Origin of the sequence: Ectothiorhodospira mobilis, from assembly GCF_016584115.1 — a bacterium.
GTDB lineage: Bacteria > Pseudomonadota > Gammaproteobacteria > Ectothiorhodospirales > Ectothiorhodospiraceae > Ectothiorhodospira > Ectothiorhodospira mobilis.
In genome coordinates this window covers 12,602-34,372 of record NZ_NRSK01000016.1, presented here as the reverse complement: position 1 = coordinate 34,372, position 21,771 = coordinate 12,602, and the positions used below count along the sequence as shown (strand labels likewise).

18 protein-coding genes and 2 pseudogenes are annotated in these 21,771 nt (G+C 66.1%); 8 read left to right on the top strand and 12 right to left on the bottom strand.

Translation table 11 applies throughout. From position 1 onward, the window contains the following. Window positions 1–99 precede the first annotated feature (99 nt). From CKO33_RS08010 to CKO33_RS07990, 5 genes are all read left to right on the top strand, one after another. A complete protein-coding gene (locus tag CKO33_RS08010; protein ID WP_200181221.1) occupies window positions 100–2,007 on the top strand; it encodes a propionyl-CoA synthetase in 1,908 nt (635 codons plus the stop codon). A 179-nt stretch (window positions 2,008–2,186) separates the two neighbouring features. Beyond that, the gene (locus tag CKO33_RS08005; protein WP_200181219.1) at window positions 2,187–2,915 is read left to right on the top strand and encodes a GntR family transcriptional regulator; all 729 of its coding nucleotides are present in this window, start codon (window positions 2,187–2,189) and stop codon (window positions 2,913–2,915) included. Between the two features lie 119 nt (window positions 2,916–3,034). Continuing rightward, on the top strand, window positions 3,035–3,919 hold the full coding sequence (gene prpB, locus CKO33_RS08000; RefSeq protein WP_090485982.1) for a methylisocitrate lyase: 885 nt from the start codon (window positions 3,035–3,037) through the stop codon (window positions 3,917–3,919). A gap of 16 nt (window positions 3,920–3,935) precedes the next feature. Continuing rightward, on the top strand, window positions 3,936–5,090 hold the full coding sequence (gene prpC, locus CKO33_RS07995) for a bifunctional 2-methylcitrate synthase/citrate synthase (protein WP_200181217.1): 1,155 nt from the start codon (window positions 3,936–3,938) through the stop codon (window positions 5,088–5,090). A gap of 106 nt (window positions 5,091–5,196) precedes the next feature. Continuing rightward, window positions 5,197–6,645, top strand: a complete 1,449-nt coding sequence (locus tag CKO33_RS07990; RefSeq protein ID WP_200181215.1) for a bifunctional 2-methylcitrate dehydratase/aconitate hydratase — start codon at window positions 5,197–5,199, stop codon at window positions 6,643–6,645. A gap of 168 nt (window positions 6,646–6,813) precedes the next feature. Here CKO33_RS07990 and CKO33_RS07985 read toward each other — a convergent pair whose 3' ends face one another. After that, window positions 6,814–7,404, bottom strand: a complete 591-nt coding sequence (locus CKO33_RS07985) for a Tll0287-like domain-containing protein (RefSeq protein WP_200181213.1) — start codon at window positions 7,402–7,404, stop codon at window positions 6,814–6,816. Window positions 7,405–7,589: 185 nt separating this feature from the next. Between CKO33_RS07985 and CKO33_RS07980 the strand changes: the two genes are divergently transcribed. Next, window positions 7,590–8,540, top strand: coding sequence for an MBL fold metallo-hydrolase (locus CKO33_RS07980; RefSeq protein ID WP_200181211.1), 951 nt, complete (start codon window positions 7,590–7,592; stop codon window positions 8,538–8,540). A gap of 86 nt (window positions 8,541–8,626) precedes the next feature. Here the strand turns inward: CKO33_RS07980 and CKO33_RS07975 are convergent. Then, window positions 8,627–9,172 (bottom strand): annotated as a pseudogene (locus CKO33_RS07975) (transposase); the annotation flags it as partial. 669 nt (window positions 9,173–9,841) lie between these two features. Here CKO33_RS07975 and CKO33_RS07970 point away from each other — a divergent pair. After that, entirely contained in the window at window positions 9,842–10,870 is a 1,029-nt protein-coding gene (locus CKO33_RS07970; RefSeq protein ID WP_200181208.1) for an IS481 family transposase, read from the top strand. A 22-nt stretch (window positions 10,871–10,892) separates the two neighbouring features. Here the strand turns inward: CKO33_RS07970 and CKO33_RS07965 are convergent, their stop codons facing one another. Then, window positions 10,893–11,663: a hypothetical protein gene (locus CKO33_RS07965; protein ID WP_200181206.1), complete on the bottom strand. Its 771-nt coding sequence runs from the start codon at window positions 11,661–11,663 to the stop codon at window positions 10,893–10,895. A 158-nt stretch (window positions 11,664–11,821) separates the two neighbouring features. Between CKO33_RS07965 and CKO33_RS13585 the strand changes: the two are divergent. After that, window positions 11,822–12,004, top strand: a pseudogene (locus CKO33_RS13585) (IS481 family transposase); the annotation flags it as partial. Window positions 12,005–12,180: 176 nt separating this feature from the next. On the opposite strand, the gene CKO33_RS07960 reads toward CKO33_RS13585, so the two are convergent. The 9 genes from CKO33_RS07960 to accD form a co-directional block, all read right to left on the bottom strand. Next, entirely contained in the window at window positions 12,181–12,693 is a 513-nt protein-coding gene (locus CKO33_RS07960) for a PEGA domain-containing protein (RefSeq protein ID WP_200181204.1), read from the bottom strand. A 453-nt stretch (window positions 12,694–13,146) separates the two neighbouring features. Then, the gene (locus tag CKO33_RS07955; RefSeq protein WP_200181311.1) at window positions 13,147–15,321 is read right to left on the bottom strand and encodes a malate synthase G; all 2,175 of its coding nucleotides are present in this window, start codon (window positions 15,319–15,321) and stop codon (window positions 13,147–13,149) included. Window positions 15,322–15,367: 46 nt separating this feature from the next. Further along, window positions 15,368–15,934 carry a L,D-transpeptidase gene (locus tag CKO33_RS07950; protein WP_200181304.1) on the bottom strand — a complete coding sequence of 189 codons (567 nt, stop codon included), beginning with the start codon at window positions 15,932–15,934 and terminating at the stop codon, window positions 15,368–15,370. Window positions 15,935–16,040: 106 nt separating this feature from the next. Continuing rightward, on the bottom strand, window positions 16,041–17,549 hold the full coding sequence (purF, locus tag CKO33_RS07945) for an amidophosphoribosyltransferase (RefSeq protein WP_200181202.1): 1,509 nt from the start codon (window positions 17,547–17,549) through the stop codon (window positions 16,041–16,043). Window positions 17,550–17,560: 11 nt separating this feature from the next. After that, window positions 17,561–18,112, bottom strand: coding sequence for a CvpA family protein (locus tag CKO33_RS07940; protein ID WP_200181303.1), 552 nt, complete (start codon window positions 18,110–18,112; stop codon window positions 17,561–17,563). A gap of 109 nt (window positions 18,113–18,221) precedes the next feature. After that, window positions 18,222–18,746 (bottom strand): SPOR domain-containing protein, encoded by a 525-nt coding sequence (locus CKO33_RS07935; RefSeq protein WP_242472536.1) that lies wholly within the window; start codon window positions 18,744–18,746, stop codon window positions 18,222–18,224. 94 nt (window positions 18,747–18,840) lie between these two features. Continuing rightward, the gene (locus CKO33_RS07930; protein WP_338081753.1) at window positions 18,841–19,311 is read right to left on the bottom strand and encodes a Dps family protein; all 471 of its coding nucleotides are present in this window, start codon (window positions 19,309–19,311) and stop codon (window positions 18,841–18,843) included. Between the two features lie 107 nt (window positions 19,312–19,418). After that, on the bottom strand, window positions 19,419–20,735 hold the full coding sequence (folC, locus tag CKO33_RS07925) for a bifunctional tetrahydrofolate synthase/dihydrofolate synthase (protein WP_200181198.1): 1,317 nt from the start codon (window positions 20,733–20,735) through the stop codon (window positions 19,419–19,421). Continuing rightward, window positions 20,732–21,739: an acetyl-CoA carboxylase, carboxyltransferase subunit beta gene (gene accD, locus CKO33_RS07920; protein ID WP_200181196.1), complete on the bottom strand. Its 1,008-nt coding sequence runs from the start codon at window positions 21,737–21,739 to the stop codon at window positions 20,732–20,734. The genes folC and accD overlap by 4 nt, the downstream gene beginning before the upstream one ends. Window positions 21,740–21,771: the final 32 nt, after the last annotated feature.

Sequence of the window (21,771 nt, the reverse complement as noted above, 5' to 3'; positions counted from 1 at the left end):
GGTCATGCCTGAAACGCAGCCCGGCCGGGCCCACTCACACCAGGCCGCGCCCCGGGCGTGGCCACCCCTTGCGGGGACAACCAACAGCAGGAGCGAGTCATGGGTTATGCAGAGGTATACGACCGCGCGGTGAGAGATCCGGAGGGGTTCTGGGCCGAGGCGGCCCAGGCCATCCACTGGGACCGGCCCTGGGACCGGGTTCTGGATGATGACCATGCCCCCTTCTACCGCTGGTTCGCCGGCGGCCAGCTCAACACCTGCTACAACGCCGTGGACCGGCATGTGGACCAGGGCCGCGGCGACCAGCCCGCCATCATCTACGACAGCCCCGTGGCCCAGACCAAGCGGGTCATCACCTACCGGGAACTGCAGCGGCAGGTGGCCCTGTTCGCCGGCGGCCTCGCCCGCCTGGGGGTGGAGAAGGGCGACCGCGTGATCATCTACATGCCCATGGTGTCCGAGGCCCTGGTGGCCATGCTGGCCTGCGCCCGCCTGGGGGCCATCCACTCGGTGGTGTTCGGGGGCTTTTCCGCCAATGAGCTGTGCACCCGCATCAACGACGCCAAGCCCCGGGTGATGGTGGGTGGCTCCTGCGGCATCGAACCCAGCCGGGTGGTGCCCTACAAGCCGCTGCTGGACAAGGCCATCGAGATGGCCGAGCACAAGCCCGAACACTGCGTCATCCTGCAGCGTCCCCAGTGCCCCGGGGAGCTGGTGCCGGGGCGGGACCTGGACTGGAACGAAGCGGTGCAGGATGTGGAGCCCCACCCCTGCGTGCCGGTGGAGGCCACCGACCCCCTCTACATCCTCTACACCTCCGGCACCACCGGCAAACCCAAGGGCGTGGTGCGGGACAACGGCGGCCATGCCGTGGCCCTGCACTGGAGCATGAAGCACATCTACGGCATGGAGCCGGGGGAGGTCTTCTGGGCGGCCTCCGACGTGGGCTGGGTGGTGGGCCACTCCTACATCGTCTATGCGCCCCTGCTCTACGGCTGCACCACCGTGGTCTATGAGGGCAAGCCGGTGGGCACCCCGGACCCCGGGGCCTTCTGGCGGGTGATCCAGGAGCATGGGGTGGCCACCATGTTCACCGCCCCCACCGCCTTCCGCGCCATCAAGAAGGAGGACCCGAAGGCGGAGCACCTCAAGCGCTACGACCTCTCCGGCTTCCGCGCCCTGTTCCTGGCCGGGGAGCGCTGTGATCCCGACACCCTCAACTGGGCCGGGGAGATCCTGCAGCGGCCGGTCATCGACCATTGGTGGCAGACGGAGACGGGCTGGGCCATCGCCGGCAACTTCCTGGGCATCGAGCAGCTGCCCATCCACCCCGGCAGCGCCGGCAAGCCCGTGCCGGGCTACAACGTGCAGATCCTGGATGACCACGGCCAACAGGTCCCCGCCGGGCAGATGGGCCGCATCATGATCCAGCTGCCCCTGCCCCCGGCCTGCCTGCCCACCCTGTGGCAGAACGACGAGCGCTTCCACCAGGCCTATCTCAGCGCCCAGCCCGGCTACTACCTCACCGGCGACTCCGGTTACCTGGACGAGGAGGGTTTCCTCTATGTCATGGGCCGCATCGACGACACCATCAACGTGGCCGGCCACCGCCTCTCCACCGGGGCCATGGAGGAGGTCCTGGCCAGCCATCCGGCGGTGGCCGAGTGCGCCGTCATCGGTGTGCAGGACCCGCTCAAGGGCTCCCTGCCCATGGGGCTGGTGGTGATGAAAAGCGGTGTGGACCTGGCCGAAGACGACCTGCGCCGGGAACTGGTGGAGCGGGTGCGGGATCAGATCGGCCCCGTGGCCGCCTTCAAGCTGGTGGCGGTGGTGAACCGGCTGCCCAAGACCCGCTCCGGGAAGATCCTGCGGGCGGTCATGCGCAAGATCGCGGACAACGAGCCCTACCAGGCCCCGGCCACCATCGACGATCCGGCCATCCTGGACGAGATCCAGCAGCAGCTGGGCCGCATCGGCTACGCCGAGGCCAAGCAGACCGCCGGCTGAGGCCGGCCCTTCCCCTCGCGGCGGCGGCCCCCTCGGGGGGCCGCCCAAGGCCCGCCCGCTCGCCCAGCCCCATACGGACCGGACGGGAATAACCATAGTCCTGAGATTGTCATCAAACCCCGGGGTTTACCCGGATTTTCAGGCCTGTTAACCTGATATTGTTAACAATCGGATCCGACATGGCACCCTACACCGATCAGCAAGCAGGCGAGCAGGGCGTGACCCTGGCGGACCGGGTCTTCACCCGGCTGCGCAATGCCATCGTGGAAGGCGAGATCCCCGCCGGCAGCAAGATCAGCGAACCGGAGCTGGCGACGGAATACGGCATCAGCCGCGGGCCCCTGCGGGACGCCATGGGCCGCCTGGAGGCCTGCCACCTGGTGGAGCGGCGTGCCAATGTGGGCGCCCGGGTGGTCTCCCTCAGCCAGGAAGACCTGCTGGAGCTGTATATCCTGCGGGAGGCCCTGGAGGGCATGGCGGCGCGTCTGGCGGCGGAGCGCATCACCGAGAAGGAGCTGGAGCACCTGCGCCGGCTGCTCAAGCAGCACGAACAGCGGGGGGAGCTGCAGGAGGGCATCGCCTACTTTCAGAAAGAGGGCGACCTGGACTTCCACTTCCGCATCGTCCAGGCCAGCGGCAACCAGCGCCTCGTGCAACTGCTGTGCAACGACCTGTACCACCTGATGCGCATGTACCGGTACCAGTTCGGCATGGCCAGTGCCCGGGCCCTGATCGCCTTCCGTGAACACGGCCACATCGTCGAGGCCATCGCCGACCGTGACCCGGAGATGGCCGAGCTCATCATGCGCCGGCACATCCGCAGCTCGCGGGTGAACGTGGAGATGCTCTTCGACGCCCAGGACTCCCTCACCCGCCGGTCCGACCCGGACCTGAGCGAGGCGGGTTAGGCCCTTGGCGGTCCCCTGCCCTGGTGACGGGGCCCGCGGCGCATCCCGGATGCCAGGGATGCAGGAACGGCACCCAGACATCCCTTTTCTTTGCATGTTCGCATGAGTAAGGAGTATTTATGACGCAAGCATCCACGCCCGGCGCCCGATTGCGGCGCGCCGTCGAAGAGGAACAGCCGCTGCAGGTGGTGGGGGCCATCAACGCCTACCACGCCCTCATGGCCGAGCACGTGGGCTACCGCGCCCTGTACCTCTCCGGGGGCGGCGTCGCCGCCGGCTCCCTGGCCCTGCCGGACCTGGGTATCAGCACCCTGCACGACGTACTGGAAGATGTGCGCCGCATCACCTACGTCACCGACGTGCCCCTGCTGGTGGACGCGGACACGGGCTTCGGTTCCAGCGCCTTCAACATCGCCCGCACCGTGCGGGAACTGGAACGGGCCGGGGCCGCCGGCTGCCACATCGAGGACCAGGTGCAGTCCAAGCGCTGCGGCCACCGGCCCGGCAAGGCCATCGTCGGCAAGGACGAGATGGTGGACCGCATCCGCGCCGCCGCCGACGCCCGGCGCAACGACTTTGTCATCATGGCCCGCACCGACGCCCTGGCCGTGGAGGGCATGGACTCGGCCATCGAGCGGGCCGTGGCCTGCGTCGAGGCCGGGGCCGACATGATCTTCCCCGAGGCCATGACCTCCCTGGAGCAGTACCGGCAGTTCGTGGAGGCGGTGCCGGTGCCGGTGCTGGCCAACATCACGGAATTCGGCAGCACCCCCCTGTTCACCGTGGATGAACTCAAGGGCTCCGGGGTGGGCCTGGTGCTCTACCCCCTGTCGGCCTTCCGCGCCATGAACCAGGCGGCCCTCAACGTCTACGAGGCCATCCGCCGCGACGGCACCCAGCAGGGGGTGCTGGATACCATGCAGACCCGGGCCGAGCTCTACGAGCACCTGGGCTATCACGCCTACGAAGAAAAACTGGACCAGCTGTTCCGCAAAGGCGGCTAAGACGGAGAATCGAGCGATGACTGAGACCGAAAACACCAAGCCCAAGCCGAAGAAATCGGTGGCCCTGTCGGGCACGGTCGCCGGCAACACCGCCATCTGCACCGTGGGCCGCACCGGCAACGACCTGCACTACCGTGGCTACGACATCCTGGACTTCGCCGACCAGGCGGAATTCGAGGAGATCGCCTACCTGCTGGTGCACGGCACCCTGCCCAACCGCGCCGAACTGGCCCGCTACAAGGCCCAGCTGCGCTCCATGCGCGGCCTGCCGGCGGCCCTGCGCACCACCCTGGAGCAGATCCCCCCCTCCGCCCACCCCATGGACGTGCTGCGCACCAGCGTCTCCCTGCTGGGCACCCTGGAGCTGGAGAAGGAGGACATGAACGTGGCCGGGGCACGGCTCATCGCCGACCGCCTGCTGGCCTGCCTGGGTTCCGCCCTGCTCTACTGGTACCACTTCGCCCACCACGGCCGGCGCATCGACGTGGAGACCGACGACGACAGTATCGGCGGCCACTTCCTGCACCTGATGCACGGCAAGGCCCCCTCGGAAGACTGGGTGCGGGCCATGCACACCTCCCTCAACCTCTACGCCGAGCACGAGTTCAACGCCTCCACCTTCACCGCCCGCGTGGTGGCCGGCACCAACTCCGACATCTACTCCGCCCTCACCGGCGCCATCGGCGCCCTGCGCGGACCCAAGCACGGCGGCGCCAACGAGGTGGCCTGCGATATCCAGCTGCGCTACCACGATGCCGACGAGGCGGAGGCGGACATCCGCGAACGCATCGCCCGCAAGGAGATCGTCATCGGCTTCGGCCATCCGGTCTACACCCTCTCCGATCCGCGCAACCGCGTCATCAAGGACGTGGCCCGCCGCCTCTCCGAGGCCCAGGGGGACATGCGCATGTACCAGGTGGCCGAACGCCTGGAATCGGTCATGTGGGAGGTGAAGAAGATGTTCCCCAATCTGGACTGGTTCTCGGCGGTGTCCTACCACATGATGGGCATCCCCACGCCCCTGTTCACCCCCATCTTCGTCATCGCCCGCACCGCCGGCTGGGCGGCCCATGTCATCGAGCAGCGCCAGGACGGCAAGATCATCCGTCCCAGCGCCAACTACATCGGGCCGGAGAACCAGCCCTGGGTGCCCCTGGACCAGCGCGGCTGAGGCGCCCGCAGCGGGCGGGGGCCCGCCCCGCCCGCACAACACCCACCCGCCGCGGCCCCGGGCCGCGGCGGGCCCCGCATCCCAATGACCACAGGAGAACCCGCCCATGGGTGGACATACCGCTGACGCCAACGTGCGTCCCGAACCCGATCAGGAACTGGTGGCCATCGCCGACTATGTCTGCGGCCACGAGATCGACTCCGCCGAGGCCCTGGACACGGCCCGCAACTGCCTCATGGACTCCCTGGCCTGCGCCATGATGGCCCTGCAGTACCCCGAGTGCACCAAGCACCTGGGCCCCGTCGTCCCCGGCACCATGGTGCCCAACGGCACCCGCGTGCCCGGCACCCCGTTCCAGCTGGACCCGGTCCAGGGGGCCTTCAACATCGGCACCCTGGTGCGCTGGCTGGACTTCAACGACACCTGGCTGGCCGCCGAATGGGGCCACCCCTCGGACAACCTGGGGGCCATCCTGGCCGTGGCCGATCACCTCAGCCGCAAGGCCGTGGCCGAGGGCAAGGAACCCATGACCATGGGCCAGGTGCTGCACTACATGGTCAAGGCCCATGAGATCCAGGGCGTACTGGCCCTGGAGAACAGCTTCAACCGCGTGGGCCTGGATCATGTGGTGCTGGTGAAGGTGGCCTCCGCCGCCGTGGCCGCCCACATGATGGGCGCCGACCGCGACCAGGTGATCGACGCCGTCTCCCAGGCCTTCGTGGACGGCCAGTCCCTGCGCACCTACCGCCACGCCCCCAACACCGGCTCGCGCAAGTCCTGGGCCGCCGGGGACGCCTGCGGCCGCGCCGTGCGCCTGGCCATGATGGTGATGAAGGGCGAGATGGGCCTGCCCAGCGTCCTCACCGCCCCCCAGTGGGGCTTCTACGACGTGCTCTTCAAGGGCGAGAAGTTCCGCTTCCCCCAGGGCTACGGCAGCTACGTCATGGAAAACGTCCTGTTCAAGATCAGCTTCCCCGCCGAATTCCACGCCCAGACCGCCGTGGAATGCGCCCTGATCCTGCACGAGCAGGTGAAGGACCGCCTGGACGAGATCGACCACATCGAACTCACCACCCAGGACTCGGCCGTGCGCATCATCAGCAAGGACGGCCCGCTGCACAACTACGCCGACCGCGACCACTGCCTGCAGTACATGGTGGCCGTGCCCCTGATCTTCGGTGAACTCACCGCCCGCCACTACAACGACGACGTGGCCGCCGACCCCCGCATCGACGCCCTGCGCGAGAAGATGCGCGTCAACGAGGACCCCCGCTACTCCAGGGACTACCTGGACCCGGAGAAGCGCTCCATCGCCAACGCCATCCAGATCTTCTTCAAGGACGGCAGCAAGACCGAGAAGGTGGAGATCGAATACCCCATCGGCCACCGCCGCCGCCGCGCCGAGGGCATCCCCGTGCTGGAGCGCAAGTTCGACAGCGCCCTGCGCTCCCGCTTCCCCGCCCGCCAGGCCGAAGGCATCTATGCCCTGTGCAAGGACGCCGACCGCCTCACGGCCACCCCGGTGCACGAGTTCGTGGACCGTTTCATGATCTGATCCGCCCTGCGCGGAACCGATCCGGAAAGAAAAACGGCCGCCCCGAGGGGCGGCCGTCTGCGTTCCCGGGGTTGCCCCTGTTCAGAGCGGCCACCGCAAAAAGGGGACAGACCCTATTTCTCTCACTTGTGTTTCCCGCTCCGGATGGGGATGCCTTCCGGTGCGCGGCTAACGGCCCTCCAGCGGCTTGATGAAGGTGAAGGCGCCGCGCATCTCCCCCTCCCGGAAGCCGGTGGCCGCATCGGCCGGATAGCGCTCGGCGAGCGCCTGCTGGATGGGGCCCTTGACGTCACCTCCATGGCAGGTCAGGCAGACCTCCTGGGTGGGGATCGGCTTCATGTAGTGCACATAGCGCAGGCCGCCCTCCTCCACGATCCCGATGCGCTCCATACCCTGGAGCTCAACCCCCTCGGCATGCTGCTGCTGGAAGGATGTCATCACCGCCCGCTCCCGGCTGTCCGGGGCGTTGCGGGGGTTACGGACCCGCAACGCCGTGCGGCCGACGGCCCAGCCAGTCTCCTTGCCAAGCCGCGCCCCGATGGCCGGCGCGGCCGCACCGCAGACGCCGATGGCCTGGCTCGCGCCTCCCTCCTCCAGGGCCGACTCCAGCTCCCCCTTGAGCCGAGCGGCAAACTCCTGGGCGATATCACGCGCCTCCCCCACATACTGCCGCGGATCCCCCTCGTCCGCCTGGGCACCGGCGGCGAACACCGCAAGGAACAGCAGGATAGCGGATCGCGTTTGGGCGTTGCGCTTCATGTGTGTGGCTCCTTGTCTGCATGTCCGTATGCACGAGCATAGCGCAGATCGGCATGGGTCAAGGTATGCACCGGGGGGATTACGTGGGTGTCCCATACCTGCACCCTGCCCCCCATTCCCCCGCCCAGGGGTTATCATGGCGTTTCACTCAGGAATGCATTCCCCCACAACCCGAAGGAGACCCCATGAGCCCAGTGCATTACCAGGATCTCGACCATGGCATCACCGTCATCGATGCGGAAATCCAGCGTCCGGGGCTGGCCGCCTGTTACCTGATCCGGGAGGGGGATCGGGCGGCCTTCGTCGAGGCAGGCACGGCCCATTCCGTACCGGGGCTGTTGCAGGTGCTGGAGGAGAAGGGCATCGGCCGCGACCAGGTGGACTATGTCATCCCCACCCATGTGCACCTGGACCATGCCGGGGGCGTGGGGGTGCTCATGGAGCAGTTGCCCCAGGCCCGGCTGGTGATCCATCCCCGCGGGGCACGGCACATGATCGATCCCTCCAAGCTGCGCGCCGGGGCGGCGGCGGTCTATGGGGAGGAGGCCATGGACCGCATGTTCGGCCCCCTGCTGCCGGTGCCCGAGGAGCGGGTGATCCAGGCCGGTGATGGGGACAGCATCCAGCTCAATGGCCGCACCCTGGCCTTCCTGGACACCCCGGGGCATGCCAAACATCACTTCTCCATCGTGGATGAAAAGGGACGGGGCATCTTCAGCGGCGACACCTTCGGCCTCTCCTACCGGGAGTTCGATACCGAGCGCGGGGCCTTCGCCTTCCCCACCACCACCCCCGTGCAGTTCGACCCCGAGGCCCTGCATGCCTCGGTGGACCGTCTGGTGGACCGGGGGCTGGACTTCATGTATCTGACCCACTACGGGCGTGTGGGGGATCTGGAGCGCCTGCGCCGGGAGCAGCATGAGATGATCGATGCCTTCGTGGCCCTGGCCCGGGAGCACGCCAACGATGGCGAGACCCGCCACGGTGCCCTGGTGGAGGGCATGATGGCCCTGCTCATGGAACGCCTGCAGGCCCACGGCTGCACCCTGCCCGAGGCACGGGTACGGGAGCTGGTGGGGATGGATGTGGAGCTCAACGTCCAGGGATTGGAGTTCTGGTTGGATCACGCCGGCTGAACGGCGGGCCCCGGCGGCGGCTCCGTGGCCGCCGGGGCAGCGCGGCAGCCACGGAGCCAATCGAGTCCGCCCCGCCGGGAGGTGTGAATGATGGTGCCCCCATCCAGCAGGATCTGGCTCTTGAAACGGCCCTCGCAAAAGCGCCCTTTCACGCCGTTCTCGGCGTTGGCCTGACGGGCGATGGTCTCGTTGAGCACACGCATGTACCAGGACAGGTCCACCAGTCGCGCACGGTAGGTCTCGGCCCATTCCCGCACCCAATCCCGCTCGGCCACGGTCATGGCGGGGCGTTGCCGCGCATCCAGAAAGCGCCGCACCAACATCGGGCCGGTGAACAGCGCCGTCCAGCGCCGCAGCACCTCCTCCTCCTCCGTCCAGGACTCGGCGCGACCCGGATCCAGGCGCAACACGATGTGGTAGTGGTTGCTCATGACCGCGTAAGCCGCCACATCCACGTCGAACACCGCAGACAACTGCCGCATCCGGGCCTCAATCCATCCCCGCCGGTAGTCGAAATTCCGTCCCGTAAACCGGTCCTCCCCACACAGGAAGGCGCGCCGCACGCAGCGGGAGACCACATGGTACCAGGGGGTATCCGTCACGCAGACCTGCTCGGATCGGGGACGGGTCATGGTTGGGCTCCTTCCTTGGGCGTACCCTTCAAACGTAGTTCAGGGTGGAGAGGGGTGCAAGATAGGTGGGTGTCCTTTTATGTTCGCCAGTAGTGCCTCATCGGTACGCCTGAATGGGTTTAGGGTGAGAGCCACCCATTCTACGGCGGTAGCTGACCCACCCTCTATCCGTTCAGGCGTTGCTCTTATTATGTGAATTCAGGGGGCCTTAAATTTTTCGAGGATCCCTTTATATATTTCCCTGGGAAATATCTTCGAGAGCCCCCTTGTATGGGGCAAGGAGTTCAACAGAATCCGATGTGAAATTCTCCTTCCTTAGCACGTTCAAAAGGTTCCTAGCGATGATTTCTCCTTGGTGGCTGTACATGGCATAAGACTTCCCGATAAACGATCGAGTTCGGTCGATTGCCTGGGGCACAGTGCCATGCATTTCTTCGTATGTACCCTCAAAGTTCCCAGTTCCAATGAGGTTACCGAGGTAATAGTCTTCTTCATTCTTCGTCGTTCGCGCGTTATAGAGAACTTCGAAAGCTTCCAAGACAACGAGCAGCTTCTGCTTATCTACGTGTTGGGTCTCGCTTGATTGTATACCGCATGATAAGGCCCCCCTGTTTCATGCGCGGGAGTGGTTGAGTATTGTGGCCGATGATCCAACGCAGGACTGACCTCATGGCGAGTACCCTTCATTCCAACGCGCGAACGACCCCCCAGATCCGGCGTGAGCTCCAGGAAGCACCGCCCAGCGTCAGTGATCCGGAGCTGGCGCGGCGGTACAGCATCACCCGTGCAACGGTGCGCAAGTGGCGCCGCCGGCGTACGGAGGTGGAAGACCGCTCGCACTGCCCCCAGACCCTGCACACGACCCTGACGCCGGAGCAGGAGGCGATCGTCGTGCAGGTGCGTGAAGTGGCCCTGCTGTCGCTGGATAATCTGCTGATCGTCGCCCGGGAATTCCTGAACCCGGATCTCACGCGCGCCTCGGTGGACCGCTGCCTGCGTCGGCACGGGGTGGGCAACCTTCAGGCGCTCAAGCGTGAACAGGCCACAGAGCCCGTGGAGCCGGGGCACAAGCCGTTTCGGGAGTACGTCCCAGGCTTTGTCCATGTGGATGTGAAGTACCTGCCGCAGATGGCCGACCAGCCCTCGCGCGGCTACCTGTTCGTAGCCATCGACCGCACGTCGCGCTGGGTCTATCTTAAGGTACGGCGCTCGAAGACCGCCGAGGCAGCGAGGGGCTTTCTGAAGAAACTGCTCCAGCAGGCGCCCTTTTGTATCACCCACGTGGTCACCGACAACGGCAAGGAGTTCACGGATCGCTTCACGACGACCGGAGAACGGAAGCCGACCGGGCGCCATCCGTTCGACCAGGTGTGTGCCGAGCATGACATCGAGCACCGTCTGATCCGTCCCAAGCGGCCCCAGACCAACGGGATGGTCGAGCGCTTCAACGGGCGCATCGCCGACCTGCTGCGCACCCGGCACTTGGACTCCGGACAGCATCTGGACGACACGTTCAGGGACTACCAGCGCCTGTATAACCATCACATCGGCCAGAAGGCGCTGGGGCATCGCACCCCGGTGGAAACCCTCAAGGCCTGGCAACAGGACCGCCCCGATCTATTTCGAAAACGCGTATACAATCAGGCGAGACCTGAGAGCTATTTCCAAGCCAAGGCAATTCAGTACGCAGCAGCGTAGCTATTTGATTGCCGGGTTAATACTAATCCATGTCGAAATTTCCAACATCGGTCGTTCGGGGAATCACATCGAGGAAGATGCTGGTAGCCCCACTCACAACGAAGACGATTCCGTCTAACCCAACCTGATCCGTCAAGTTCGTCGTCATGACCGCCAGACCTGACATTTCACGGTCGCCGAAACAAACACCGCTGATGTCTTCAGACTCGACCTGCAGAATATTGAGATCCCGCTCAGGAATCGTCATCTGGCCTCGAAAAGCGCAACCAAGACTGTCACCTCCCTGGAAGCTACCATCAACATTAATTACCAGCTCAAACAAAACACCTTCCACAGTGTAGGAATAAACTCCGGCAATCGCCTCATTTGTCAGATTAATGCTTGATTCAGGAACCCTCTCAACGGAAAGCGATCCCGTTCCGCCATCGCCACTTATCGGTGAAAAGGTCAAGTTGATCTCATTGCCACCTGACGCGGTTCCACTTCCCTCAAATCTCGCGAACGGTCGTGTGCCCCCGATCTCCCAACCAACGACATCCGTGGTGACATCTTCGCCAGATACCCAGTAAGATCCGTCGTAAAGCAATCCTCCCTCTAAACTGAACGCTTTGAGTTCGCCGTCATAAGCGAGAACCTCGAAAGTGCGCGTTCCAAACTCATCACTCGATATGCCGGTGTAAAAGCCAGATACGTCAACGTTCGTAGACGAATCATCCGAGCTACTGCTGTTGCAGCCTGCCAGCGGGAGGAACAGAAAAAAGACAAGAAGGAAATCGCGAACGGTGAGAGTCATAGAAGCTTCCTTATGATTTTTTTTGTGCCTGAATTCAACCAATAACCGCAACGCCCCATCATGCGGCGCGCTGCCGCTGTAAAGAGCCCACCAAGACCTCGATCGGGGCCCGGTATCCGAGCCGCTTGCGAAGCCGAAGGTTGAGCCCCGGACAGCATCTGGACGACACGCTCAGGGACTACCAGCGCCTGTACAACCATCACATCGGCCAAAAGGCGTTGGGGCATCGCACCCCGGTGGAAACGCTCAAGGCGTGGCAACATAACCGCCCCGATTTATTCCGAAAACGTGTATACAATCAGGCGAGACCCAACACCTACCTGCAGGGGGTGGCCGCATGAGGAGGATGACCTATCCAGGGCCATGGTGAGGGGTGCAACCGCCTCACCATCACCTCTCCCGGGTACCCGTATAACCGCCCGGTTCAGATCCCCATGCACGTTCATGGGCTATGAATCCATGATCCCGAACGGGCATGAGCGATTTGAGGACAGGGAACTCATTGATCGAGGTTCCCTTAAATCTTTCCAATATACTCCATTTCTTCACGCATATTCATCGGCACATCTTCAATCAAAACCAGCGTAATGTCCGGATGACCGTCTCCATTCATTGCTACACCCTCCCCTAGTGATGCATTAATTTTATCTGGAGTGAGGTTGTACATCGCACCAGTCATTGGATCGACAATCAACCAACCGATCAATCCCCCAAAAACCAAATTACCGGCAAGATACCATCCATTAGGTGTGGAGTTGATCATCATGGTGCGGGTTTCATACCCTTCTTTGGAGAGCTCTACTGTGTAGGTTTTACCTCCAAAGTAACTGCCATCGGATTTGCGTAATTGCAATGTTGCAGGAGTCGTACCAGAATACACTTTCTGCATATTCTCATCTTTGATGACCACTGCTGCATTGCTTGGAGCACTATTGATGGTCACCATCTGATTTTTCTCACCAACGATGCTTGCGCATCCGGTCATCAGTGCAGTCGTTGCGATCGCAGTCATGATCTTGCTTGGTTTCATTATTTTTCCTTTTTTGATTGATTTTTTGAGATTACGATTCCCGTTACTCTATGAAATGATTTCCAGCAAAATTCATTCATTAAGAATTCGTGGATTCATTCCAGACAGGGAATCCATGACCACCCCAGGTGCCATATACGAAAATACGCCCCTCCCCACAACGGATACTTCTCCGTTGCTGAAGGATCTGCATTCAGGGTTGATCAGCCGATAGGATCGAATCGCGCCCTGGCGGGAGGGTTTATGGGCGGCGATGGGGTGCGGACTTTCCTTGTGCATGATGGTGCTCCGTGCAAGGACCGTGCATCGGTCACATTCTTTATGCCACAGCGGCTATCCGGGCATCAAGGCATGGGCAGGGATTTTGGTCCTTAGACCCCGGCGGCGTTGCCATGGCCGCCGGGGTGTCCTGGTGATCTGTAACGACCTGGGCTGTGGACCGGCCTGCGGCCTTTATCCCCCGGCCTTGGCCTTGGCCTCGATGCGCCGGCGGTGGAGTACCGGTTCGGTGTAGCCGTTGGGTTGTTCGCGGCCGCGGAAGATGAGGTCGCAGGCGGCCTGGAAGGCCACGGAGGCGTCGAAGTCGTCGGACATGGGGCGGTAGGCGGGGTCATCGGCGTTCTGGGCGTCCACCACCCGGGCCATGCGCTTGAGGGTCTCCACCACCTGGGCGTCGCTGCAGATGCCGTGGTGCAGCCAGTTGGCGATGTGCTGGCTGGAGATGCGCAGGGTGGCCCGGTCTTCCATCAGGCCCACGTTGTTGATGTCCGGCACCTTGGAGCAGCCGATGCCCTGGTCGATCCAGCGCACCACATAGCCCAGGATGCCCTGGGCGTTGTTGTCCAGCTCCTGCTGGATCTCTTCGGGGGTCCAGCGGGGATCGGGTTCCACCGGCAGGGTGAGGATGTCCTCCAGGGTGGCGCGGCGCTTGCCGGCCAGTTGGGTCTGGACCTGGGCCACGTCCACCTGGTGGTAATGCAGGGCGTGGAGCACGGCCGCCGTGGGGGACGGCACCCAGGCGGTGTTGGCCCCGGCGCGGGGATGGGCCCCCTTCTGCTCCAGCATGTCCGCCATGCGGTCGGGCATGGCCCACATGCCCTTGCCGATCTGGGCCCGGCCCTGGAGGCCGCAGGCCAGGCCCACGTCCACGTTCCAGTCCTCGTAGGCCTGCAGCCAGCGGGCGGACTTCATCTGTCCCTTGCGCAGCATGGGGCCGGCCTCCATGTCGGTATGGATCTCGTCGCCGGTGCGGTCCAGGAAGCCGGTGTTGATGAATACCAGGCGCTCGCGCACCTCGCGGATGCAGGCCTGCAGGTTGACGGTGGTGCGCCGCTCCTCGTCCATCAGGCCCACCTTGAGGGTGTTGCGCTCCAGGCCCAGGGCGTCCTCGATGCGGGCGAACAGGGTGTTGGTGAAGGCGGCCTCATGGGGGCCGTGCATCTTGGGCTTGACGATGTACACCGAGCCGGCGCGGCTGTTGCGCAGGGGGCCCTGGCCGCGCAGGTCGTGCAGGGCGATGAGGCTGGTGATCATGCCGTCCAGGATGCCCTCGGGCACCGGGTGCTCGTCCTTGTCCAGGACGGCGTTGAGGGCCATCAGGTGCCCCACGTTGCGCACGAACATGAGGGAACGCCCGTGCAGGACGAGGCGTCCGCCCTCGGGGGTGGTGTATTCCCGGTCCGGGTGCATGGACCGCTCCACGCTTTGGCCGCCCTTGTCGAAGCGGGTGGTGAGATCCCCCTTCATCAGCCCCAGCCAGTTGCGGTAGACGGTGACCTTGTCCTCGGCGTCCACCGCGGCCACGGAGTCCTCGCAGTCCATGATGGTGGTCAGGGCCGCTTCCATGAGCAGGTCCTTGATGCCGGCGGCATCGCTGCGGCCGATGGGGTGCTGCGGGTCGAACTGGATCTCGAAGTGGATGCCGTGGTGTTCCAGCAACACCGCTTCGGGGGCCTGCGGCTCCCCCCGGTAGCCCCGGAATTGGGCCGGGGTCTGCAGGGTGGTGGTGGTACCGTCCTCCAGGGTCACCTGCAGCACGCCGTCCGCCACGGCGTAGCGGCGGGCGGCGTGGTGGCTGCCGCTGACCAGGGGCACGGTCTCGTCCAGGAAGTCCCGGGCGCGGCGGATGACCCGCTCCCCGCGGCGGGGGTTGTACTGTGCGCCCCGCTGGCAGCCGTCGTCCTCGGGGAGGGCGTCGGTGCCGTAGAGGGCATCGTAGAGGCTGCCCCAGCGGGCATTGACGGCGTTCAGGGCATAGCGGGCGTTCATCACCGGCACCACCAGCTGGGGACCGGCCTGGGTGGCGATCTCCGGGTCCACGTTCTGGGTGCTGATCTGTACCGGGGGACCCTCCGGCTCCAGGTAGCCGATCTCCTCCAAAAAGGCGCGGTAGGCGGCGGTATCCACCGGGCCCGGGTGCTCCCGGTGCCAGGCGTCGATGCGGGCCTGCAGTTCCTCGCGCCGGGCCAGGAGTTCCCGGTTGCGCGGCGAGAGGTCGTGGATGAGGGCGTCCAGGCCGGCCCAGAAGGCTTCGGAGGCGATGCCTGTGCCCGGCAGGGCCTCGTTCTCGATGAAGGCGTGCAGTTCGGCGGCCACCTTGAGGCGGCCGGCCATGACGTATTCGGTCATCATCTCGCGTATCTCCGTTGCAAGGCGGGCCCGGACCCCGAAGGGGTCAGCGCGTTCTTTCGTCCTGGCCCTGGTGGATGACCACCAGGGCCCCCTCCGGCAGGGTATTGAACAGGTCCATGACGTCCGCATTGGTCATGCGCACGCAGCCCTGGGAGGCGGGGCGGCCGATGAGCCCTTCCTCGTCGGTGCCGTGGATGTAGATGTGGCGTTCCAGGGAGTCGATCCCCTCCCCCCGGTTCACCCCCTGCTCCAGCCCCTCCAGGCGCAGGATGCGGGTGGTGATGTGATCCCCCTCGGTGCGCCGGGGCTCGGTGACGATGGGGGTGGTCTCCCCCGTGGGCTCGCGCGCCACGAAGACGGCGCCCACGGGGGCATCGGCGCCGATCTTCTGCTGGATGCGGTGCACCCCGAGGGGGGTCTTGAGGCTGCCGTCGGTGTTGCCCAGGCCGTAGCGGGAGGTGGACACCGGGTAGCTGGCCTGGACCTCCCCCTGGCGGATCACGTACAGCCGCTGCTCATCGGTGCGCACCACGGCCACGGGATCGGCCACGAAGTACTGGGGGAAGCGTTCCTCCAGCCGCTGGAGGATGGGTTGATACCAGGATGCCATGGGGGCCTCCGGGGAGAAGGTGTCCAGATACCATCCGGCGCCCGCGGCGGAGGACCACACCACCACCAGCGCCAGGGCCATCTGCAGGATCGCGCGTCTTGCCATGTCAGGCGTTGTTGTACAGATCGAGGTTGGCGTATTTCCGTTCCTTCTTTTTCTTGGCCAGGTCATTGCGCCGGGCCTGCAGCTGTTCCAGGTACTCCGGGGTGACGGGGGTGACGTAGTCGCCGGTGAATACGGAGCAGTCGAAGTGCTCCAGCCTCGGGTTGCCCTTGCGCACGGCCCCCACCAGGTCGTCCAGGTCCTGGTACACGAGGCGGTCGGCGGCGATGGCCTCGCACACCTCCGCCTCGCTGCGGCCGTGGGCGATGAGTTCGCTGGCGGCGGGCATGTCGATGCCGTAGACGTTGGGATAGCGCACCGGCGGGGCCGCCGAGGCGAAATAGACCTTGCGCGCCCCGGACTCCCGGGCCATGAGGACGATCTCCCGGGAGGTGGTGCCGCGCACGATGGAATCGTCCACCAGCATGACGTTCTTGCCCTTGAACTCCAGGCCGATGGCGTTGAGCTTCTGGCGCACCGATTTCCGCCGCTGGGTCTGTCCGGGCATGATGAAGGTGCGGCCGATGTAGCGGTTCTTGATGAAGCCCTCGCGGTACTTCACGTTGAGTTCGTGGGCCATCTCGATGGCCATGGTGCGGCCGGTGTCGGGGATGGGGATGATGACGTCGATGTCATGGTCCGGCCATTCCCGCAGGATCTTGCGCCCCAGGCGCGTGCCCATGCGCATGCGGGCGCGGTGCACCACCACATCGTCGATGACCGAGTCGGGGCGGGCGAAGTAGACGAACTCGAAGATGCAGGGGGTCAGGGACGGGGACGGGGCACACTGACGCGTGTGCAGCGTGCCGTCGGATTCGATGTACACCGCCTCCCCCGGATCCAGGTCCCGCACCAGTTCAAACCCCAGGGTGTCCAGGGCGACGCTCTCCGAGGCCACCATGTATTCGGGCCCGTCGGGGGTGTCGCGGCGGCCGAACACCACCGGGCGGATGCCGTGGGGATCGCGAAAGCCCAGCACGCCCCGGCCGGCGATCATGGCCACCACGGCATAGGCCCCCTGGCAGCGGCGGTGCACACCGGCCACGGCATCGAAGACCTCCTCCTGGGTGACGGCCAGCCCGTCGTGGCGGATCAACTCCTGGGCCAGGATGTTGAGCAGGATCTCGGAGTCCGACTCGGTGTTGATGTGCCGCCGGTCCTGGACGAAGAGCTCGCTCTTGAGTTCGGGGGCGTTGGTGAGATTGCCGTTGTGGCCCAGGGTGATGCCGTAGGGGGAGTTCACGTAGAAGGGCTGGGCCTCGGCCGAGGAGGAACTGCCGGCGGTGGGGTAGCGCACGTGGCCGATGCCCATGTGGCCGGTGAGGCTGCGCATGTGCTGCTCGTTGAAGACATCCCGCACCAGGCCGTTGTCCTTGCGCAGATGCAGGTGTCCCCCGCTGTCACAGGTGACGATGCCGGCTGCGTCCTGGCCCCGGTGCTGCAATACCAGGAGGGCGTCGTACAGCGCCTGGTTGACCGGGCTGCGACCGACGATTCCGACAATTCCGCACATGATGATCTCTCTTACGGGATGAGGGGGGATTCGGGTTCTGAAGCGGGAGCGGGTTCGGGTACGGCGGGTGAGGTCTCGAAGACGAAGTTCTCCGCCAGTTCCGGCGGCAGCAGATCCCGCAGCCACAGGGCCATGCGCTCGAACTGGGGCAGGAAACGGCTGGCCTCCCACCAGGGCTCCTCCGGCATCACCGTGAGCCCCGCCAGCAGCACCACCACCGCCACGATGGCCACGCCCCGGGCCAGGCCGAAGACCACGCCGATGCTGCGGTCAGTGCCCGAGAGCCCGGTGCGCTTCACCAGCTGCCCCGCCAGGACATTGATCACGCCCCCCGCCAGCAGGACCAGGATAAAGAGGATGGCGAAGCCGATGACCGCCTGCAGAGTGGCGTCCTCCACCCCCAGGGGCAGCATCTGACCCAGGGGGGCGCCCTGACTCAGGGCCAGGACGAAGGCCAGGACCCAGGTGGTCAGGGAGATGGCCTCTTTGACAAAGCCCCGGAAGAGGCTGATGACCGCCGAGAGGGCGATGACGGCCAGGATGGCGATATCGATCCAGATCATGTCCATGGGGGTCGCGGCTGCGTGACAGGAATTTTAACAAAGATCGACCCGGCCGGCGGGCCGGGATGCGGGGATGCCGTTGCCCGGGCGGATCGGAGGGCCAGGGACATCAGGGGTGTTGGACCAGGATGCCCGAGCGCTCCATGGTCTCCTCCAGCCGGGCCTTGAGGCGCTCGGCGGCGCGGCGGTCCAGCTCCGGCCCCACCTTCACCCGATGCAGGATCCGCCCCTCCGCCTCGGTGCGTTCCAGAAAGGCGGGAAAGCCGGCGGCCCGCAGCCGGTCCCGCTCCGCCACGGCATTGTCCCGATGGCTGAAACTGCCCACCTGGACCACCCAGCCGGCGGCCACGGGTTTGGCGGCCCCCTCCCGGGTCTGCGGCGGCCCGCTCCCGCCGCCCTGCCCCGACACTGTACGGACTTCGCCCGTCCTGCTCCCGCCCCGGGGCGGGGGGGACACGGCTTGACCGTCCCCCTCCTGGGTCCGGGACGGCAGGGGGCGGTGGAAGGCCGGCTCCGGGGGCACCTCCGCCGGGGCCTCCAGACGGGCGTGGTAGCCCGATCCGTCCAGCATCACGGGCAGGAAGATCACCGCCAGGGCAATGAGCACGGCCGCCCCGACCAGACGTTGTTTCAAGGCTGCTTCCACGGCAGGATTTCGATACGGGCAGGGTCCCGGCGGCTGCCGGGACAAAACGGGCCCCTCCGGCGGGCGGAGGGGCCGTGGGGGATCACTGGTTCAGGGCGCGCAGCATCCAGGCGGTCTTCTCATGGACCCGCATGCGGTCGGAGACCAGGGCGGCGGTGGATTCGTCATCGGCCTCCTGGGCCATCTTCAGGACCTCGCGGCCCGTCTTCACCACCTGTTCGTGGCCGTGGGTGAGCAGATCCACCATCTCCTTGCCGGAGGGGACCCCTTCCACCTCCTCGATGGAACTCAGGCTGGCGAACTGCTTGTAGGTGCCGGGGGCCGGGACATCCAGGGTGCGGATGCGCTCGGCGATGTCGTCCACGGCGGTGGCCAGTTCGGTGTAGTGCTCCTCGAACATCATGTGCAGTTCGCGAAACTGCGGCCCCACCACGTTCCAATGGAAGTTATGGGTCTGCAGATAGAGGGTGTAGGAATCCGCCAGCAGGCGCTTGAGGCCCTCGGCGATCTTCACCCGATCCTGCTCGTTGATGCCGATATCGATCTTGCTCACGGGACGATCTCCTTCTGTCATGTGGGGAATGATGGGAAACGGGCGCGGAGGGGCCAGGCTAACATGGCACGAGCCGGACCGGCCCCCCTGCCGGATTCGAGGGACGTTCAGGCCGCCGGTTCCCCGCCGGCCCAGGGGAACGGTCCCTGCAGCAGGGCGGAGGCGACATGGAACGAACCGAAGGCCATGATGCGGTCCCCGGGCCCGGCCTGCAACAGCGCGGCGCGACAGGCATCACGGATGCCGGCATGGACCTGGACCGTGTCCCCGCCCGCAGCGCGCACATGCGCCGCCAGGATGCTCGGATCCAGGGCCCGCTCCCCCTCCAGCCCGCCCAGATGCCAGACCTGCACCCAGGGCATCAACTGCGCCAGGATGCCGGGCACGTCCTTGTCCGCCATCACCCCCATCACCGCCAGGGTGCGGCCGCTGCAGGGAGTCTGCGCCAGGTGCGCGGCCAGCACCGCCGCGGCCTGGGGGTTGTGGGCCACGTCCAGCCACACCGCCGGGCGCGTGTGCAGGCAGTGCAGCCGCGCCGGCAGACGGGCCCCGGCGATGCCATCGCGCACGGCGCGCTCGGTCAGGGGCAGCAGGTCCTCCAGCAGCAGGGCGGCGCTGATGGCGGTGGCGGCGTTGCCGTGCTGCACGGTCCCGGGCAGGCCGGGGGGCGGGAGATCCTCCAGGGTCATGCCCATGCCCTGGAAGGTCCAGGTCCCGCGGTCCTCCACCCGGTCCACGTCGTAGTCCTCGCCGATGCGGCTCAGGGCCGTGCCCAGGGCGCGGGCGTGTTCCAGCAGGCGCCGGGGGGGATCCGCGTCGCCGCACACCGCCGGCGCCCCGGCGCGGAAGATGCCGGCCTTCTCAAAGCCGATCTGCCCGCGATCGTCGCCCAGGTATTGCTGGTGATCCAGGCCCACGGAGGTGACCACGGCCACGTCCGCATCCAGGATGTTCACCGCGTCCAGGCGCCCCCCCAGACCCACCTCCAGCAGCATGACATCCACCGGCGCGCGGGCGAACAGCCACAGGGCCGCCAGGGTGCCGAACTCGAAGTAACTCAGGCTGGTGTCGCCGCGGGCGGCGTCGATGGCGGCGAAGGCCTGGCACAGGGCCGCGTCGTCCACCGCGGCGCCGTCGATGCGCACGCGCTCGTTGTAGCGCAGCAGGTGCGGCGAGGTATAGGTGCCCACCCGGTAGCCCGCGGCGCGGTAGATGGCCTCCAGGAAGGCCACGGTGGACCCCTTGCCGTTGGTGCCCCCCACGGTGATCACCGGGGCGCGGGCCGGGCGCAGCCCCATGGCGTCCGCCACCCGGCCCACCCGTTCCAGGCCCAGGTCGATGGGCCGCACATGCAGGCGTTCCTGCCAGTCCAGCCAGTCCTGCAGGGTGGTGTGCCGGGGTTGGAGGGCGGCCGGCCCGCTCATGGAGCGTCCTTCTCCTGCCCCTGCCGGTCCGGCTGCTCCGGGGCATCCTCGTCGCCGGCGCCGGACTCCGCCGCGGGAAGGGAGGGGGCCGTCTCGCCGGAGGGGTCGGCGGGGGCCGTCCCGGCCGCGACCTCCCCACCCTGCCCGCGCACGCTGCGATGGGTGAGGATGGCCAGCAGCGAGGACAGGCGCGAGCGCATCTCGCGGCGGTCGATGATCATGTCGATGGCGCCGTGCTCCAGCAGGAACTCCGCCCGCTGGAAACCCTCGGGCAGGGTCTCGCGCACGGTCTGCTTGATCACCCGGGGGCCGGCGAAACCGATGAGGGCCCCGGGCTCGGCGGCGTTGATGTCCCCCAGGGTGGCCAGGCTGGCGGAGACCCCGCCCATGGTGGGGTCGGTCATGACGGAGACATAGGGCAGGCCGCTCTCGCGCAGACGCGCCAGGGCGGCGCTGGTCTTGGCCATCTGCATGAGGGAGAACAGGGCCTCCTGCATGCGCGCGCCGCCGCTGGCGGAAAAGCACACCAGGGGGATGCCCGCCTCGCGGGCGGCGTTCACACCGCGCACGAAGCGTTCCCCCACCACGGAGCCCATGGATCCCCCCATGAAGTGGAAGTCGAAGGCGGCGGCCACCACGGGCACCCCCTCCACCGTGCCCTGCATCACCACCAGGGCGTCCTTCTCGCCGGTGCTCTTCTGGGCCGCCTGCAGGCGGTCGCGGTAGCGCTTGCTGTCGCGGAACTTGAGCATGTCCACGGGCTCGATCTGGGCGCCGATCTCATGCCGCTCCCCCGCGTCCAGGAAGGTCTCCAGGCGGCGCCGTGCGCTGATGCGCATGTGATGGCCGCACTTGGGACAGACATCCAGATTGCGGTCCACCTCCGGGCGGTAGAGGGTGGCGGAGCAGCCCTCGCAGCGCAGCCAGAGGCCCTCGGGCACGGCGCGCTTGTTGGTGGCGTCGGTGCGGATGCGGGTGGGTACGAGTTTCTCAAACCAGCTCATGGGCGTCGTCTTCATCTCGGCTGTGGGCGCGG